Genomic DNA, 17,436 nt, shown 5'->3' on the forward strand with positions numbered 1-17,436 from the left:
ATGACACGTCGAAACGGACACGCAGCGGGGCCGGTCCTCGCCTGCGCCGCGTCGGCCGCGCTCGTCCTGGCGGCCTGCGGCACGGAGTCGGACGCGCCGGGCGTCGCAGACACCACCGGCGCCACGGGCGGCGACGCTGCCGCGGCCTCGTGCGCCGGTGCCGATGGGGAGTACCTCATCGGCATGAGCCAGGCCAACGTCGCCGAGCCGTACCGCCAGCAGATGGACGACGACATCGCGGCGGCCGCGGCGGAGGTGGACCAGTTCGAGGTGGTCTTCGCCGACGCCGCCCAGGACAACTCCAAGCAGGTCTCCGACGTCGAGAACTTCCTCTCCCAGGGGATCGACCTGCTCATCATCAGCCCGAACGAGGCGGCGCCGCTCACCGCCATCGTCGAGCGCGCCTACGACGAGGGGATCCCGGTCATCGTGCTCGACCGGAAGATCGAGAGCGACTCCTACACGCAGTTCATCGGGGCGAACAACCTCGAGATCGGCAGGGCCGCGGGCGAGTACGTCGCTACCGAGCTCCTCCCCGACGGCGGCACGGTGGCCGAGCTCAAGGGCCTGCCCGGCTCGACGCCCGCGCAGGAGCGGGCCGACGGCTTCCGGGAGGGCATCGCGAGCAACGCCAACATCGAGATCGTCGCCGAGGGCGTCGGCGACTGGCTCCGTGACCTCGGGCAGTCGCAGGCCGAGGCGATCCTCCAGGCTAACGACGACATCGACGTCTTCTACGCCCACAACGACCCGATGGCCGAGGGGGCCTACCTGGCGGCCACCGCTGCGGGACGTGAGGGCGAGATCTCCTTCATCGGCATCGACGCGCTGCCCATCCCGTCCGGCGGCATCAAGGCGGTCGAGGAGGGCCGGCTCTCGGCGACGTTCGTGTACCCCACCGGGGGCCGCGAGGCGATCGCCACGGCCGAGGAGATCCTCGTCGAGTGCGCGGACGTCGACAAGGAGCAGGTGCTCGAGACGCAGCTGGTGACGCAGGAGAACGCCGCCGACCTCTACGCCGAGCTCGGCGGGCAGTGACGGCACCGATCCGGACCGAGGGGGACGACATGGATGCACGGTCGACGTGGACCGCACGGCTCGTGGGGCTCGGCGCCGCCGCCGTGGTGGCCGTCGGGGGACTGCTCGTGCCGGCGGTCGCCGCCGCCCGGACGCCGGTCGCGGCGCCGGAGCCGGTGGTCACCGCCCAGGCGGGGGAGACCGCGGACCAGGGGCCGGTGGGGTGGGACACCTACCGCCGGCTCGACCTGCTGCCCACGATGACGTCGGGCGTGCAGACGAAGCAGTTCTCCAGCTTCGACCGCACCGGGGGCAACGACGACGGGTTCGTCGGCACGTACTCCTGCCTGCGCGAGAGCGGGGACGGGTGCGTCCTGGCGGAGCACACCGGCGCGGGGGAGATCGGCTCGATCTGGTTCACCCGGGACAGCGGCGACGTGACGGCCACGGGGAACATCGTCATTGAGCTCGACGGCGTCACGGTGCTCGACGCGCCCCTGCAGGACGTCGTCGACGGTGACCTCGGCGCGCCGTTCATCTACCCGTTCGTGGCCAACGCCGACCAGAGCTCGGGCGGGGTCTACCTCAAGGTCCCCATGCCCTTCCGTGAGTCCATGCGGGTGACGACGACGAACAACCCGCTCTTCTACCACGTGACCTACCGGACGCTGGCGGACGCGGAGGGGGTCGCCACCTTCGACCCGGACGAGGTCCCGACCGACGTCCTCGCGGCCGCCGCGACCTGGGGCAGCGCCGACCCGAAGCCGGCGCGTCCCGGCGCCGTGACGACCCCGGCGACGGTCACCCTGGACCCCGGCGAGTCGGTGCGCCTCGCGCAGGCGGACGGTCCCGGGCTCGTCACCGAGCTGCGCCTGCGCCTGCCGCAGGTAGTCGGGGCCCCGACGAGCCCCACCATCACCGACGACGGCCGGGCGTTCACCGGGTCGAGCACGTTCACGGCGGCGATCGACCCCGACAACGACGGCGTGCGGCTGACCCGCCGGTTCGACACCATCTCCACCGACCAGCGGGCGAGCGTGAGCGTCGACGGCGTCGTTGTCGGGGAGTGGGTGCCCATCGCCGGCGCACCCGGCCAGTGGACGGACCAGACGGTGGAGCTGCCCGCGTCGGCGACGGCGGGCAGGAGCGAGATCACCATCACCACCACGTTCGTCTCCGCCGGGATCGACTACAGCGAGTTCCGGTACTGGGTGGACTCCGTCGTGGAGGGGGAGCCCGTCCGGACCGACGAGATCGACGTCGGCGCGGGGACGGCGGCGCTGGCGAGCGAGGCCGCCCACGACTACGTCATCACCGGGCAGACGTGGGAGGGGGTACGGACCTACAGCTACCCCAGCGAGGTGCCCGACGAGGAGGCGGTGCTCGCCTCCGACGCGCTGCTGCGGGGCCTGCGCCTGAGGATGACGTTCGACGGGGAACGCACGGTCGATGCTCCCGTCGGGGAGTTCTTCGGCTCCGGGCTCGGCGAGACGGACGTCCGCGCGCTCATGTTCGGGATGGACGCCGGGGAGGGCGGGTCCTACTGGTCGTGGTGGCCCATGCCGTACGCCTCGGGCATGTCCGTGGAGCTCGTCAACACCTCCGACGTCTCCCTCGAGGCGGGGGAGGCGTGGGTCACCACCGCGGAGGACGCGGCGATCGCCGCCGCCCTCACCGGCCCCAGCCCGGAGCTCGGCTACTTCCGCGCCGACAGCCGCGCCGGGGAGACGGTCGTCGGCGAGGACTGGCTCTTCCTCGACACCGCCGGGACCGGGCGGTTCGTCGGCGTGAGCCACACCATGGAGGGCCACATCACCGCCGGGAACATCCGCAACTACCTCGAGGGCGACGAGCGGGTCTACGTCGACGGCTCGCGGACCCCCCAGATCTACGGCACCGGCACGGAGGACTTCTACGAGGGCGGGTGGTACTTCAACCGCAACGAGTTCTCCGCCCCGATGAACGGGGCGCCCGAGATGGAGACGGGCAGCCTCGGCTGCGAGTACCAGTGCGACGCGGCCTACCGGCTGATGATCGCCGAGGCCGTCGACTTCGGGTCCGGCATCCGCTTCGGGATCGAGCCCGGCCCGACGGCGAACGAGCCCGCCCGCTACAGCTCGACCGCGTTCTGGTACGGCCACGTCGACCGTTCCTCGCTCCGGGTGACCGACACCATCGACGTCGGCGATGCCGCCAGTGAGGACGCCCACGGGTACCGCTCCGGGGGCGACGTGCAGTCGCTGACGTCGGCGTTCGAGGGCGACCAGGACACGGTGCCCATGACGGAGGACCTGCGCGCGAGCGAGGACCCGGTGGAGTTCACCGTCGCGGTCGCGCCGGGCAACGACGGGGTGCGGCTGCGGCGGGTCTCCGACCAGGCGCAGGCCTATCAGGCCGTCACCGTCGAGGTCAACGGGGAGGACGCCGGGGTGTGGACGCAGCCGCTCGGCAACACGAGCGACCGGTGGCTCGAGGACACCTTCGACCTCCCGCCGCACCTCACGCAGGACGGCGACTGCGTGCTCAGCATCGTCCTCACGCCGCTGCCCGGCTCGCCGCCGTGGTCCGCGGCGAGCTACCAGGTGCTCTCCGCGGTGCCCTCCTTCGCGGACCGGACGCCGCCGTCGGCGCCGGCCGGGCTGCTCGCCGAGGGGCTCGAGACGAACGCGATCCGGCTGTCCTGGCGGGCCGCAGCCGACGACGTCGGTGCCGACCGGTACGAGGTCCACGCCTCGACGACGGCCGGGTTCACCCCTTCCCCGCAGACGCTCGTCGCGACGAGCCGGCTGCCCGGTCTCGAGCACACCGGCCTGGGCGTCGGTGAGCGGTGGTACTACCGGGTGCGGGCCGTCGACCTGGCGGGCAACGTGGGACCGTTCACATCCGAGGCGAGCGCCCGGAGCGGCGGGACGCTCCGCATCGAGGGCGAGGCCCTCGACGTCACGGCCGCCGACGCCCCCTGGGAGCGCCAGGGCAACTGCTGCGGCGTGACGTGGTCGGGTGACGCGCAGCTGTGGTTCCGGGCGACGGCGCCGGGCGCGGCCCTGACCGCCAACTTCGAGGTGCCGTCGGCGGGGTCCTACGGCCTCGGCGGGGTCTTCACCCAGGCGCGGGACTACGGCATCGTCGAGGTCCTCGTCGACGGGGAGCGGGTGGGCGAGCCGGTCGACGGCTTCGTGCCCGAGGGTGTCCGGACCACCGACCTCGTCGCGCTGGGCGAGCTCGACCTCGACGCCGGGACCCACGAGATCACCCTCCGGGTCACCGGGCGGGCCGATGCCGCGACCGGCTACCTCGCGGGACTCGACTACCTCGCCCTCGAGGGGGCCCTCGACGGCGCGGACCCGGAGGTCCCGCCGACGCCGGTGCTTCCCGCACCGGTGCCGACGGTGCCCGCGTGCCCCGGCCCGGACCCGACCGACCCCCCGACGACGCCCGGGCCGACCGACCCGCCGACGACCCCGACGGAGCCCCCGTCGAGCCCCGACCCCACCGGCCCCGACCCCACCGGCCCGGACCCGACCGGTCCGCGGACGGACCCGCCCGGTGGGGGAGGAGGGCCCGGCGGGGACCTGCCCCGCACGGGCGTGGGGACGTCCTCGCTCGCGCTCGCCCTGGCCCTGCTTGCGACCGGGGGGCTCCTCGCGATGCTCGCGGCGCGGCGTCGGGCCGGGGGGTCGGTCGGGGGGTGAGCGCCAGGTCCCCCCGGCCGGCGGCCCTATAGTGGCGGCGCCGCTTCCCCGGTCCCGGTGGCCCGGACCCGGCTGGCCCGACCCCGAGGAGTCCCATGGCCCGCATCGTCGACGTCGCTGAGCTGGCCGGCGTGTCGACCGCCACCGTCTCCCGCGTGCTCAACGGCAAGACGGTCAGGCCCGACCTCGACGCGGCCGTGCGCCGTGCGGTGGACGAGCTCGGGTACTCCCCGGACCGCACCGCCCGCTCGCTGCGGCGCCGGCACAGCGACGTCATCGCCCTGGTCCTGCCCGACATCGAGAACCCGTTCTTCACCTCCCTGGCGCGGGGCGTCGAGGACGTCGCCCAGGAGGCGGGGCTGTCCGTGGTCCTGTGCAACACCGACGACGACCCGGTGAAGGAGCAGCGCTACCTCCAGATCGTCGCGGCGGAGAACATGGCCGGCGTCATCCTCGCCCCGGCCGGCGGGACGGCCGCGCTCGCCGCCCTGCTCGAGCGCGGGCGGGCCGTCGTCGTCGTCGACCGCCCGGTGCCGGAGCCCGTGGACCAGGTCGTCTTCGACAACGTCGAGCTGGGGCGCATCGCCGCCGGGGCGCTCATCGACCGCGGGTACCGCCGCATCGCCTGCATCACCGGGCCACGGACGACCCCGACGGCCGTGGACCGGGCCACCGGCTGGGCCCAGGCCCTCGCGGCGGCGGCCCTCGACGCCCCGGACGACCTGCTGGTCCACGCCGACTTCCGCGTCGAGGGCGGCAGGTCGGCGATGGAGGGCCTGCTCGGCACCGAGCACCCCCCGGACGCGGTCCTGGCGACGAACAACCTCGTCGGCGTCGGTGCCCTCCGGGCGCTGGCCCACGGGGACCACGCCGTGGGCGTCGGCATCATCGGCGACCTGCCGTTCGCCACGTCGAACGTCGAGAACGTCTCCTTCCTCCCTCTGCGACCCCGGGAGATGGGCCTCGCGGCGGCGCGCATGCTCGTCGAGCGGGTGCGTGACGGGGCCGGGCCGGTGCGCACGCTCGTGCAGGGCTCCGCCGACCTCGTCGCACCGTCCTCGGGGGTATTGCGCGAGTAATCGATTTCGGGCAGGCTGCGCGGTATGCCGCGCGCGGCCCGACCCACGAAGGACGTTCGATGACGACGTACACCGTGCCCCCGCCCCCCCGGCCCAGGACCGCGCCGCCGCGCACCGCCGTCCTCGTCACCAGCGGCGACCTCCGGGAGCCGGCGAACGTGGCCGGCTGGCCGCTGCAGGCCGCGCTCGAGCGGCTCGTCGCGCAGCGGTTCGACGCGGAGGGGTGGACCCTCGTCCGGGCCTTCGACCCCGATCCGGTCACCGGGCACGGGTTCATCTCCAGCCAGCGGATGGGGCTCGAGGTGTTCCGCGACGTCCCGCCCGAGGCACCCCTCGTCGTCGCCATCGCGAACTGGCAGTACAGCCACCACGTGCTGCACGGGCTGCGCACCCACGCGGGCCCGATCCTCACGGTGGCGAACTTCGAGCCGGCCTGGCCGGGACTCGTCGGCCTGCTCAACCTCAACGCCGGCCTGACGAAGATGGGCCGGGAGTACTCCACCCTCTGGACCGTGGACGGGTCAGACGCGTTCTTCCGCGACGGCATCCGCACCTGGCTCGAGACGGGTCGGGTCGTCCACGACGCCTCGCACGTGCGCGACCTGCCCGCCCTGCCCGACAGTTCCGAGACGGCGCTCGGGCGGGCCCTGGCCGACCAGCTGCGCACCGACAAGGCGATCGTCGGGGTGTTCGACGAGGGCTGCATGGGGATGTACAACGCCATCATCGACGACGAGCTGCTCAACCCGTTGGGCATCTACAAGGAGCGCCTGTCCCAGTCCGAGCTGTGGGCGCAGATGCAGACGGTCCCGGACGTGGAGGCCGACGACGTCGGGCGCTGGCTCCGCGAGGCCGGCATGACGTTCCGGCTCGGTACCGACCCCGCGACCGACCTCACCGAGGACCAGCTGCGCTGGCAGTACAAGATGTACATCTCCGCCCTGCGGATGAGCGACGACTTCGGCCTCGACGCGGTGGGCATCCAGTACCAGCAGGGGATGAGGAACCTCTCCCCGGCGTCCGACCTCGCCGAGGGGCTGCTCAACAACGTCGACCGTCCGCCGGTGACGAGCCGCGACGGGTCGCGGGTGCTGTACGCGGGCCGTGCGCTCCCGCACTTCAACGAGGTCGACGAGGGGGTGGCGGTCGACGCCCTCGTCACCGACCGGATCTGGACGGCGATGGGCCTGGACCCGGCGAACACCCTCCACGACGTGCGCTGGGGCGAGGAGCACGACGGCCGGTACGTGTGGGTCTTCGAGATCTCCGGATCGGTGCCGCCCTCCCACCTCACCGGCGGGTACCGCGGCGCGGAGGGCTGGCGCCAGGGACCGGTCTTCTTCCCCGCCGGCGGGTCGACGATCAACGGGGTCTCCCGGCCCGGGGAGATCGTCTGGTCCCGGCTGTACATCGCCGACGCCCGCCTCCACCTCGACCTCGGGCGAGCGAGCGTCGTCGAGCTGCCTCCCGACGAGACGCGACGGCGGAAGGAGGCGACCAACCCCGAGTGGCCCATCGCGCACGTCGTGCTCCACGGCATCACCCGCGACCAGTTCATGGCGCGGCACAAGGCCAACCACGTCCAGGTCGTCTACGCGCCCGACGGCGCCACCGCGGACGCCGCCCTGACCGCCAAGGCGGCGATGTTCGAGCGCCTGGGCGTGGCCGTGCACCTGTGCGGGGACGTGGCGCTCTAGCGCGCCGCCGTACAGTACGGCCCCAGGAGGTGGGCCGTGGATCTCAACGCCGACGTCGGCGAGTCCTTCGGCGGGTGGACGCTGGGCGACGACGCCGCCATCCTCGGGGCCGTCACCAGCGCCAACGTCGCCTGCGGCTTCCACGCGGGGGACGCGGCCACCGCGCGCCGGGCGTGCGCGCTCGCCGCCGCCGGCGGCGTGAGCGTGGGGGCGCACGTCTCCTACCGCGACCTGGCCGGCTTCGGCCGGCGGTTCCTCGACGTCGACCCGGCCGAGCTCGTCGACGAGGTGATCTACCAGGTCGGGGCGCTCCAGGCGATCGCCGCGGCCGCCGGCACCCGGGTGCGCTACGTCAAGCCGCACGGCGCGCTGTACACCGCCATCGCCCACCACCGACCGCAGGCGCGCGCGGTCGTCGAGGCCGTGCGCACCCTCGACGCCGACCTCCCCCTCCTCGTGCTGCCAGGGACCGTGGTGGAGGAGGAGGCCGCAGCGGTCGGCGTGACCGCCGTCGTCGAGGCCTTCGCGGACCGCGCGTACGAGGCGGACGGCACGCTGGTGTCGCGGGGTCAGCCGGGCGCGGTCCTCACCGACCCGGCGCAGGTGGCTGCCCGGGTGGTCCGGCTCGCGACGGAGGGGACCGTCGAGGCCGTCGACGGCGCGACCGTCGCCGTTGCCGCCCAGAGCGTGTGCGTCCACGGGGACACGCCCGGAGCGGTCGGCATCGCCACCGCGGTCCGGGCCGCCCTCGAGGCCGCCGGCGTGCCGCTGCGCCCCTTCCGGTGACGTCGCCGCCGCCGACGACCGCCCGGCCCCGGCGGGTCCGCGCCGTGGGGGACCGGGCGCTCCTCGTCGAGTGCGCGGACCTGGCGGACGTGCTCGCCCTGCACGCCGCCCTCACGGCGGCGTCGCTGCCGGGGCTGGTCGACGCCGTCGCCGCCGCCCGCACGGTGCTGGTGCGCGCCGCGGACCGGGCGTCCCGGGACCGCATCGCCCGCGCCCTCCCCGACCTGCCCGCGGCCCGGCGCCACGACGCCGCCCGCGGGCTCGTCACCATCGACACCGTGTACGACGGCGAGGACCTCGCCGCCGTCGCCGCGCTCACCGGGCAGAGCCGCGACGCCGTCGTCGCCGCCCACGCCGGTCAGGTGTGGAGGGCGGCGTTCGGCGGCTTCGCCCCGGGGTTCACCTACCTCCTCGGGGCGGGGCTCGACGTCCCCCGCCGGGCGTCCCCGCGCACGGTGGTGCCGGCCGGCGCGGTGGCGCTCGCGGGGGAGTTCTCCGCCGTCTACCCCCGCGCCTCGCCGGGCGGGTGGCAGCTCATCGGCCGCACCGACGCGCCGCTGTGGGACCTCGAGCGCGACCCGCCGGCGCTGGTGCGTCCCGGGGACGGGGTGCGGTTCCGCGCGGTCCGCGAGCGGGTCGCGGCGACGGGGGCCCCACGCCGGCCGGCGGTCGGGCCCGCGCCCGAGTCGGCGGGCAGTCCGCCGCCCGACCTTCCCTACGGCGCCCTCCTCGTCCTGGCCGCCGGCCCGCTCAGCCTGCTCGAGGACCTGGGCCGCCCCGGCCGGGCCGACCTCGGCGTCAGCCCTTCCGGCGCCGTGGACCGCGGGTCGGCCCGCCAGGCCAACCGGCTCGTCGGCAACGACCGCTCCGCCGCCGTCGTCGAGACGGTGCTCGGCGGGCTGGAGCTGCGCGCCCACGGCACCCAGGTGGTCGCGGTCTCCGGTGCCCCGGCACCGCTCACCGTCCTCGACGGCGACGGCGAGCCGCGCGGCCACCCGCCCACGGACGCGCCGTTCGCCCTGCGCGACGGCGAGGTCCTCCGGCTCGGTACGCCCCCGTACGGCCTGCGGTCCTACGTCGCCCTCCGCGGCGGCCTCGCCGTGCCCCCGGTGCTGGGCAGCCGTTCCACGGACGTCCTCGCAGGCCTCGGCCCGGCGCCGCTCGCCGCGGGCACCCTCCTGCCGGTCGGGGCACCACCGCGCGCCGCCGTCGGCCTCCCGGAACCGGGCCGGGTGCGCGAGGGTGGCCTCACCCGGGTGACGGTGCTCCCCGGGCCCCGCGCCGACTGGCTCACCGAGGGCTCCCTCGACCGGCTGGGGCGGCGGGAGTGGGTCGTCACCGACCGCTCGAACCGGGTGGGTCTGCGCCTGGACGGGCCGCCGCTCGTCCGCGCCGTCGAGACCGAGCTGCCCAGCGAGGGGGCCGTCGCCGGGGCGGTCCAGGTCCCCGCCGACGGACGCCCGGTCCTCTTCCTCGCCGACCACCCCGTCACCGGTGGCTACCCCGTTGTCGCCGTCGTGCGGGACGCCGACCTCGACGCCCTCGCCCAGGTGCGGCCGGGGGAGCGGGTGCGGCTGGGGCTCGCCCGGCAGGCGGCGGCCCGCCACCCAGGGGTGTGACCCGCCTCACGAAACGACGGGCCTGACGTGCGCTCCGCCCCACGACCCCCCATTGTCATAAGAGCGCGAGGTATCAGGTGAATGCTGCCCTGCCCGTGCGCCCCCTTTCACTGACAGGACAGGACACACTTATGCCCGAGAACCAGACGAAGAACACCAAGAACACCAACACCGCGAAGAACCGCGGCACCCGCCGCGCGAAGACCACCGGGCTGGCCGTTGCCGCCGCCGGCATCGTCGTCTTCAACATCTCGCCCTTCCTCAACTGGGTGAACCCCGAGGACAGCGCGGACCCGCGCACCGGTTACGAGACGGACTCCCTCGTCCCCTTCATCGCCTACCTCGGCCTCGGCCTCCTCGTGGCGATGTTCTACGCCACCAAGCGCGCGCGCCGCGGCCAGCACCGTGGCCTGACCCTCGTCTCGATGGCGGTCGGCATCGCGGCGGCCCTCCAGTGCCTCGCCTTCGCCATCAACCCGATGGGTGGGCTCGAGCGCGGGGACGACCTCTCCACCGACATGGGCGTGTGGGTCGGTCTCATCGGTGCAGCGGTCTGGGCCATCGGCTCCTACCTGCTCGCCAAGGAGATCGAGGGCGACGACGACGAGCACACGGACAACTACACCCGCGACAACGCTCGCTGATCCACCGCACTGCACTGATCCACCGCACTGCACAGGGACCCGGCTCGGGCGGCACATGCCGCCGGGGGCCGGGTTTCTCGTTCCCAGGACGGCACGGTCAGGCGCCGTTACGGTGAGCGCACCCACGGCAGGAGGAGCGATGGCCAAGCACCCCAAGCGGATCGGCGTCCTCACCGCCGGCGGTGACAGCCCCGGGCTCAACGCGGCCATCCGCGGCCTCGGCAAGGCGGTCATCGGCCACCACGGCATGGAGATGATCGGCTTCCGCGACGGGATCCGCGGCCTCGCCGAGGACCGCACGGTCCCGCTCGACCGGGCGGCGCTGTCGGGCATCCTCACCATCGGCGGCACGATCCTCGGCACCAGCCGGGACAAGGTCCACCGGATGGAGATCGACGGCGAGGTCGTCGATGCCCGCGACCGCATCGCCGAGACCTACGAGCGCCACGGGCTGGAGTGCCTCGTCCTCCTCGGCGGCGGTGGGACGGCGAAGAACGCCAAGCGGCTCGCCGACGCCGGCCTCAACGTCCTCCACCTGCCCAAGACCATCGACAACGACGTCGCGATGACGGACAGCACCTTCGGCTTCGCCACGGCGCTGGAGATCGCCACCGACGCCATCGACCGGCTGCACAGCACCGCGCACAGCCACCACCGCATCATCCTCGCGGAGATCATGGGACACCGGGCCGGGTGGCTGGCGCTGGGCAGCGGCATCGCCGGCGGGGCCGACGTCGTCCTCCTGCCCGAGATCCCGTACACGCTCGAGTCCGTGGCGGGCACCATCGAGGCCCGCAGTGCCGCCGGCAGCCGGTTCAGCGTCATCGCGGTCGCCGAGGGGGCCAGGAACACCGCGCAGGCGGCCGAGGTCGAGGCCGCCGTCGCCCTCAAGGACTCCGCCAAGAGCCCGGAGGCGCAGCGGGCCGCCCGGAACCACCTGGCCCACGTCCTCGACACCCACCGCGAGCACACCTTCGGCCTCGCGCGCGAGCTCGAGGCGGCCACCGGCCTGGAGTCCCGGGTGTCGATCCTCGGCTACATCCAGCGCGGCGGGACGCCCTGCGCCGCCGACCGGCTGCTCGCCACCCGGATCGGGACGGCGGCCGCGGACCTCATCGCCGACGGCGAGTACGGCGTGATGGTCGCCGACCGGGGGACCACCACCGTGCCGGTGCCGCTGGCGGAGGTCGCCGGGAAGCTCAAGACCGTGCCGCTCGACCACTCCTGGCTACGGACCGCGCGCATGGTCGGCACCGGCCTGGGCGACTGACGCCCGCTCGGCCGGCTGGCCGGTACCCTCGCGGCAGGCCGGGGGGCCGTGACGACGTAGGGAGCACCCGTTGGCCGAGCACGACGACGTGCGAACCCTTCCCCTCGACCCGACGGAGGACGTCGGGTCCGCGCGCCTGGCCGCCGCCCTGGCCGCTGGCGACGTGCCGGCCATCGGGCAGGCGCTGCGCCACGACTACGTGGTCGTCCCGCTCACGCGGGGCCCGGCCGGCGAGCCGCAGGTGCGCGTGTTCGACATGGGCCGCGGCGGGTACGAGCTCGCCGTCTTCTCCTCGGTGGCGTCGCTGGCCGCCTTCCTCGGCGAAGCGCCCGAGCGTGAGTTCGGCCTGCGCCGGGGGAGCTCGCTCGCGCCCTTCATCGAGGCGCAGCGCGGCCTGCTCCGCCGGGTGAGCTTCGACCCGGCCGGGCCGCACCCCATGTCGGCCGACGTCGAGGGCGTCCTCGCGGCGCTCGCCCCGCAGCTCACCGACGACGACGTCGCGTGGGTCGCCGGCACGCGCGCCGACGGCGCCGGCCCGTCCCCGGAGTCCCGGGTCTACGCGCTCGACATGCCGCTGCAACGCGACTGGTTCCCCGTCGACCTCACCGACCGCGGGCGCCTGGAGAAGGAGCTCTCCCGGCAGGTGCGCCGGGCCGCCGGGTCCCTCGGAGCCGGCCGCGCGGTCCGCGGCGAGCTCACCCGGTGGCTCGTCGCGGCGGGGGAGAGCGCGGCAGCCGGCGGTGGCCGGTTCCTCGCCGGCGTGCTGCGCCGCCACGAGGGCATCGTCGTCGGCCTGTCGCTGACGATGTACTGGCACGAGCTCGGCCCCGAGATCGGCGGGCGCAGCCACCTCGACCTCCTCACCGACCGGCTCGCCGCCCAGCCGGGCCCGGAGATCACCGCCGGCCGGACCGCGCACGGCCCCTACGTCCGGCACACGCGGGTGTCCCCGGCGCCCGACGGCGCACCGGTGCCGCTGCTCGTCACGGACTACTGGATGCAGTTCCCCGACCGGCGGGGCCTGTGCCTGCTCCGCTTCACCAGCCCGCAGCTCGTCCTGCGCGAGGGCCTCCAGGCGCTCAGCGAGGACATCGTGCACCGGGCGACCTGGGTCACCGAGCCGGCGTAGACCCTGCGGCCTGTGCCCGGCGCGCCGCAGGGCGTGGCAGCCGGGTCCGCCCGACGAGCGGGGTAGTAGCCTGCGCGCACACGGTGCGTTCGCTCGGGTCGCAGGGAGGCGACATGGAACTGCTCCAGGACATCCTCACCGGCATCGCCAACAACATCTTCAACCAGGTGCCGATCCTCATCGGCCTCATCGCCCTCGCCGGGCTCCTCCTCCAGCGCAAGCCCTTCGAGACGGTCGTCGCCGGGACCGTCCGGGCGGTCGTCGGCGTCGTCATCCTCACCCTGGGCGTGGAGATCTTCGTCGGCGGGCTGGTCGCCTTCCAGGCCATCGTCGCCAGCGCGGTGGGGCTGGAGCCGCCGACGGCGACGAGCACGCTCAACGACTTCCTCGCGGGTGCCGGGTCGGCGGTGCCGCTCATCATCGCCGTCGGCTTCGGCATCCACCTGCTGCTCGTGCGGGTGTTCCCGGCCGCTCGGTACGTCTACCTCACCGGGCACCTGATGTTCTGGATGAGCATCGTCATCGCAGCCTCGCTCGTCGAGGTGTTCGCCGACGTGCCACGGACGACGCTCATCGTCGTCGGGGCCGTGCTCATCGCCTGCTACTGGACGCTGCAGCCGCTGTGGGTCGCGCCGCTCATGCGCCGCCTCATGGGCCACGACCAGTTCGGCCTGGGCCACACCACCTCCACCGTCGCGCTCCTCGCCGGGTACGGCTCGCGCGCGCTCCGCCTGGGCGACGCGCGCACGCACGACTCGGAGAAGCTCACGCTGCCGCGGCAGATCTCCTTCTTCAAGGACATCAACGTCTCCACCGCGGTGATCATCTCGGTGATCATGATCGCCGCGATCGCCTTCGCCAGCCCCGCCGTCGTCGAGGAGCAGATGGCCGGCTCGGAGCTGCTCCCGTGGGCGTGGGGCCTCACCCAGGCGCTGCGCTTCGCGGCCGGCATCGCCATCCTGCTCTTCGGCGTGCGGATGTTCCTCGCCGAGATCGTGCCGGCGTTCAAGGGGATCTCGGACAAGGTGCTCCCCGGGACCAAGCCGGCGCTCGACATCCCCGTCGTGTTCCCCAAGGCGCCGACGGCGGTGATGATCGGGTTCCTCTCCTCCACCGTGGTCTTCCTCGTGTGCATGGGCGTCTTCGCGGCGACCGGGTGGTTCGTCCTCGTCCCGCCGATGATCATGCTGTTCTTCGGTGGGGGCTGCGGCGGCGTCTTCGGCAACGCCGTCGCCGGCTGGCGCGGCGCCGTCTTCGGCGGCGTGGTCAACGGCATCCTCCTCGCCTTCGGCCAGTGGATCAGCTGGGGCCTGTACGACCGGACGGCGCCCGAGCTCGCCACCCTCGCCGACCCCGACTGGTTCGCCGTCGGCTGGCTCGTGCTCGGCGCCGGGAACGTCCTCGCGCCGCTGGGTGCCGCCGCCCCGTGGATCATCGCCGGCGCCACTCTCGTCGTCACCGTTGCCGTCCTCGTGGTGCTCTCGCGCCGCGGGGAGCCGGTGACGTCGTCCCCGGCACCCGCCCCGGCCGGAGCGGACGCCCCGGCTGACGCGCCGGCCCCGGCTGACGCGCCAGCCCGGTCCGAGGCGCCCAGCAGCCGTCCCCCGTCCCGACCCGGCAAGGAGTGACCGTGACCGACCGACCCGACCCCCTGAAGGTGCTCGCCGTGTGCGGGCTGGGCATGGGGACCAGCCTCATCCTGCGGATGACCATCGAGACGGTGCTCCAGCGCCTCGGCATCCGCGCGGAGGTGGACCACACGGACGTCTCGGCCGCCCGCAGCACCCAGGCCGACGTCCTCGTCGGGCAGGGGATGCACACGAGCGAGCTCGACGGCGTCGCGCCGGTCTGCGTGACCGTCGACGACTTCGTCGACGACGCCGCGCTCGAGGCCCGGCTCCGCCCGGCGCTGGAGGAGGCGGGGTGGCTGTGAACGACGTCGAGCCGGTCCTCCAGCGGTTCGGTCGGTCGCTCACCGACCACGTCGACGACATCCTCCGGGCCAACGCCGTCCGGCTCACCGAGGCGGCCGCCCTCATCACGTCGACGTGGCGCGCTGACGGGCTGCTGTACGCGGCGGGGTCGGGCCACTCGCTGGCGGCCGTCCTCGAGACGTTCTACCGCGCCGGCGGGCTGCCGTTCGTCCGTCCGCTGTGGGCGCGCGAGCTCCTGCCGCTCCACGGCTCCGAGCGGTCGACCCAGGCCGAGCGTCAGCCCGGCGTCGGCGAGCGCCTGGTCCTCGACGCGGGCGTGGGCGAGGCGGACACCGTCGTCGTGTTCTCCACCTCCGGGGTCAACCACGTCCCGCTGGAGATCGCCGTCACGGCGCGGGAGAGCGGTGCGCGGGTCATCGCGGTCACCTCCGTCGAGGCCTCCGACGCCGCGCCCCTCCGGGCGGGCCGACGGCTCCACCAGGTGGCGGACCTCGTCCTCGACACCCGCGTGCCGCCCGGTGATGCGACCTGGCCGCCGGACGCGCCGCGCACCGCCCCGCTGTCCTCGTTCGCCAACGTCGTCCTGTGGGACGCGATCCTCGTCCTCGTCGCACAGGCGGAACCGGCCATCCCGTTCTGGCGCAGTGCGAACACCACGGGGCCGAGCAACGCCCAGCTGACCCAGCGCTACAAGTCCTCGGTCCCGGAGCTGCGGTAGGCGTCGGCGAACTCCGCCTCGGGCGCGACCGGGGTGATGACGTCGACGAGGACGCCGTCGGGCGCGGCGACGATGAAGTGACGCTGGCCGAAGGCCTCCGAGCGGATCGGCAGGACGGCCGTGAGCGGGCCCTCGGTGACCAGGCGCCGGTACTCCGCGTCGACGTCGGTGACCTCGAGGTTGAGCAGGACACCGTCGGCGGTGCGCCCCCGGGCCGCCAGCGGGACGGTGGGGTGGCCGGCGTCGAGGACGGCGAGCTCCCAGTCGTCGCGGCGCAGGCTGACGTACCAGTCGGCGGCGAAGGTGACGGTGAAGGCGAAGTGCTCCCGGTAGAAGGCGGCGGTGGCGGCCACGTCGTCGGTCATGAGGACGGGGTAGACGCTGGTGACGGACATCGAAGGGCTCCTCCCCCTTACGTACACGGTGTACGTAAACCGGATGATAGAAACACCGCGTACGTATCGCCGTCAAGAGGGGGAGGCCGACCGTGCCGAGAGCGACGCGGGCGCAGAGCGAGGCAACGGCCGCGCGGGTCCTCGACGCCGCCTGGGCCCTGTTCGCCGCGCAGGGCTACCCGGGCGTGGGCCTGGAGGAGGTCGCACAACGGGCCGGGGTCACGCGCGGTGCCGTCTACCACCACTACGGCAGCAAGACTGGCCTCTTCCACGCCGTCCACGCGCGGGCCCAGGCGCAGGTAGCGGCGGCGGTCGAGGCGGCGGCTGCCGGGTCCGACGACCCGTGGGAGGCCCTCGAGGCGGGCAGCCGTGCGTTCCTCGACGCCTCCCTCGGCGACCGCGTCCGTCAGGTCATGCTCGTCGACGCGCCCGTGGTCCTCGGTCTGGACGCCTGGCGCGCGGAGGACGCCCGGGGCTCCGCCCGCCTGCTCGGCGAGGCGCTCACCGCGCTGGCCGCCGCGGGTGTGCTGCGCGTCGGTTCGGTCCCGGCGTGCGCGGCGCTGCTCTCGGGCGCGATGAACGAGGCCGCGCTGTGGGCGGCCGCCACCGCGGACCCGCGCGCGGCCGTCGACGACGCGTGGGACGTGCTCCGGCAGATGCTCGCCGCCCTGCGGACCTGACCCTCAGCCGCCGACGAGCGCCCCGAGGTCGAGGCCACCCGGCAGCTGGAGGACGTCGAACGCCTCCGCCATGCGCCCGCGCCCGAGGAGCGCCCCGCGGTAGGAGTTGAGGCCGGCGATGAACTGCTCGTAGGCGAAGTCGGCCACCTGGCTCGCGTGGAGCTCGAGCGCGCGGACCTGCGTCTCGTGCGCGTCGGTGACGTCGCGGACCAGGGCCGGCGCCTCGATGGGCGTCCACACCTCGTACCCGAGAACGACGGGCACCGCGTGCGGGTCGCCGCCGACGCCGGAGTACCAGGGGCCCGCAGCGGCGGCGACCGCCCGCACCCCGGCCCGGTGGGTCGCGACGTGGTCGACGTGGCCGTCGCGGGCGTGCGGGAGGAGCGCGAGCGCCGGGCGCAGCTCGCGGACCAGGCCGATCAGCGCGGGCACGAGCGTCGTGTCCTGCTCGAGCCCGCCCTCGGGGCGGCGGAGGAAGCGCACCGACGCGTACCCCATGACCTCGGCCGCCTGCCGCGCCTCGGTCTCCCGCGTGGTGGCGATCTCCTCCGGAGGGCGGCCTAGCCCGCCGTTCTCGCCGCTCGTCACGTAGACGACGTCGACCTGGGCGCCGCCGAGCACCAGCTGGCGCAGGGTCCCGCCGCAGCCGATGACGTCGTCGTCGGGGTGCGGGGACAGGACGAGGACGCGCACGGAACCCTCCCTCTCGCTGCCCCGCCGGCGGCGGCGGGGTGGCGAGCAGCCTACGGCCCGCCCTCCCCGAGTGGGTAGCCTGG

General features: G+C 74.3%; 15 protein-coding genes. 13 read left to right on the top strand and 2 right to left on the bottom strand.

The window, feature by feature from the left end:
- The 12 genes from EBO36_RS07280 (at position 1) to EBO36_RS07335 (ending at position 15,585) form a co-directional block, all read left to right on the top strand.
- On the top strand, positions 1–1,038 hold the full coding sequence (locus EBO36_RS07280) for a substrate-binding domain-containing protein (protein WP_122824029.1): 1,038 nt from the start codon (positions 1–3) through the stop codon (positions 1,036–1,038).
- Between the two features lie 29 nt (positions 1,039–1,067).
- On the top strand, positions 1,068–4,709 hold the full coding sequence (locus EBO36_RS07285) for a glycoside hydrolase family 172 protein (protein WP_164471397.1): 3,642 nt from the start codon (positions 1,068–1,070) through the stop codon (positions 4,707–4,709).
- 95 nt (positions 4,710–4,804) lie between these two features.
- Positions 4,805–5,788 carry a LacI family DNA-binding transcriptional regulator gene (locus EBO36_RS07290; protein ID WP_122824031.1) on the top strand — a complete coding sequence of 328 codons (984 nt, stop codon included), beginning with the start codon at positions 4,805–4,807 and terminating at the stop codon, positions 5,786–5,788.
- A 59-nt stretch (positions 5,789–5,847) separates the two neighbouring features.
- Positions 5,848–7,485, top strand: coding sequence for a fucose isomerase (locus EBO36_RS07295; RefSeq protein ID WP_122824032.1), 1,638 nt, complete (start codon positions 5,848–5,850; stop codon positions 7,483–7,485).
- A 36-nt stretch (positions 7,486–7,521) separates the two neighbouring features.
- Complete coding sequence (locus EBO36_RS07300; protein WP_122824033.1) at positions 7,522–8,271, top strand: LamB/YcsF family protein; 750 nt, start codon at positions 7,522–7,524, stop codon at positions 8,269–8,271.
- Positions 8,268–9,890, top strand: coding sequence for a 5-oxoprolinase subunit B/C family protein (locus EBO36_RS07305; RefSeq protein ID WP_122824034.1), 1,623 nt, complete (start codon positions 8,268–8,270; stop codon positions 9,888–9,890). The genes EBO36_RS07300 and EBO36_RS07305 overlap by 4 nt, the downstream gene beginning before the upstream one ends.
- A 131-nt stretch (positions 9,891–10,021) precedes the next feature.
- Positions 10,022–10,534 carry a hypothetical protein gene (locus EBO36_RS07310; RefSeq protein WP_122824035.1) on the top strand — a complete coding sequence of 171 codons (513 nt, stop codon included), beginning with the start codon at positions 10,022–10,024 and terminating at the stop codon, positions 10,532–10,534.
- A gap of 139 nt (positions 10,535–10,673) precedes the next feature.
- Positions 10,674–11,804 (top strand): ATP-dependent 6-phosphofructokinase, encoded by a 1,131-nt coding sequence (locus EBO36_RS07315; protein WP_122824036.1) that lies wholly within the window; start codon positions 10,674–10,676, stop codon positions 11,802–11,804.
- An 88-nt stretch (positions 11,805–11,892) separates the two neighbouring features.
- On the top strand, positions 11,893–12,933 hold the full coding sequence (locus EBO36_RS07320) for a hypothetical protein (RefSeq protein ID WP_164471398.1): 1,041 nt from the start codon (positions 11,893–11,895) through the stop codon (positions 12,931–12,933).
- A gap of 113 nt (positions 12,934–13,046) precedes the next feature.
- Positions 13,047–14,561, top strand: coding sequence for a PTS ascorbate transporter subunit IIC (locus EBO36_RS07325; RefSeq protein ID WP_122824038.1), 1,515 nt, complete (start codon positions 13,047–13,049; stop codon positions 14,559–14,561).
- A gap of 2 nt (positions 14,562–14,563) precedes the next feature.
- Complete coding sequence (locus EBO36_RS07330) at positions 14,564–14,866, top strand: PTS sugar transporter subunit IIB (protein ID WP_222928792.1); 303 nt, start codon at positions 14,564–14,566, stop codon at positions 14,864–14,866.
- Positions 14,857–15,585 (top strand): sugar isomerase domain-containing protein, encoded by a 729-nt coding sequence (locus tag EBO36_RS07335; RefSeq protein ID WP_206515531.1) that lies wholly within the window; start codon positions 14,857–14,859, stop codon positions 15,583–15,585. Before EBO36_RS07330 ends, EBO36_RS07335 begins: the two co-directional genes overlap by 10 nt.
- On the opposite strand, the gene EBO36_RS07340 is transcribed toward EBO36_RS07335, so the two are convergent.
- Positions 15,555–15,980: a VOC family protein gene (locus EBO36_RS07340; protein ID WP_122824040.1), complete on the bottom strand. Its 426-nt coding sequence runs from the start codon at positions 15,978–15,980 to the stop codon at positions 15,555–15,557. The two genes, EBO36_RS07335 and EBO36_RS07340, sit on opposite strands and share 31 nt — an antisense overlap.
- A 92-nt stretch (positions 15,981–16,072) precedes the next feature.
- Between EBO36_RS07340 and EBO36_RS07345 the strand changes: the two genes are divergently transcribed.
- The gene (locus EBO36_RS07345; protein ID WP_122824041.1) at positions 16,073–16,660 is read left to right on the top strand and encodes a TetR/AcrR family transcriptional regulator; all 588 of its coding nucleotides are present in this window, start codon (positions 16,073–16,075) and stop codon (positions 16,658–16,660) included.
- 3 nt (positions 16,661–16,663) lie between these two features.
- Here the strand turns inward: EBO36_RS07345 and EBO36_RS15310 are convergent, their stop codons facing one another.
- Positions 16,664–17,353 carry a PIG-L deacetylase family protein gene (locus tag EBO36_RS15310; protein WP_164471399.1) on the bottom strand — a complete coding sequence of 230 codons (690 nt, stop codon included), beginning with the start codon at positions 17,351–17,353 and terminating at the stop codon, positions 16,664–16,666.
- Positions 17,354–17,436 lie beyond the last annotated feature (83 nt).

The organism is Georgenia faecalis, assembly GCF_003710105.1.
Lineage (GTDB): Bacteria > Actinomycetota > Actinomycetes > Actinomycetales > Actinomycetaceae > Georgenia_A > Georgenia_A faecalis.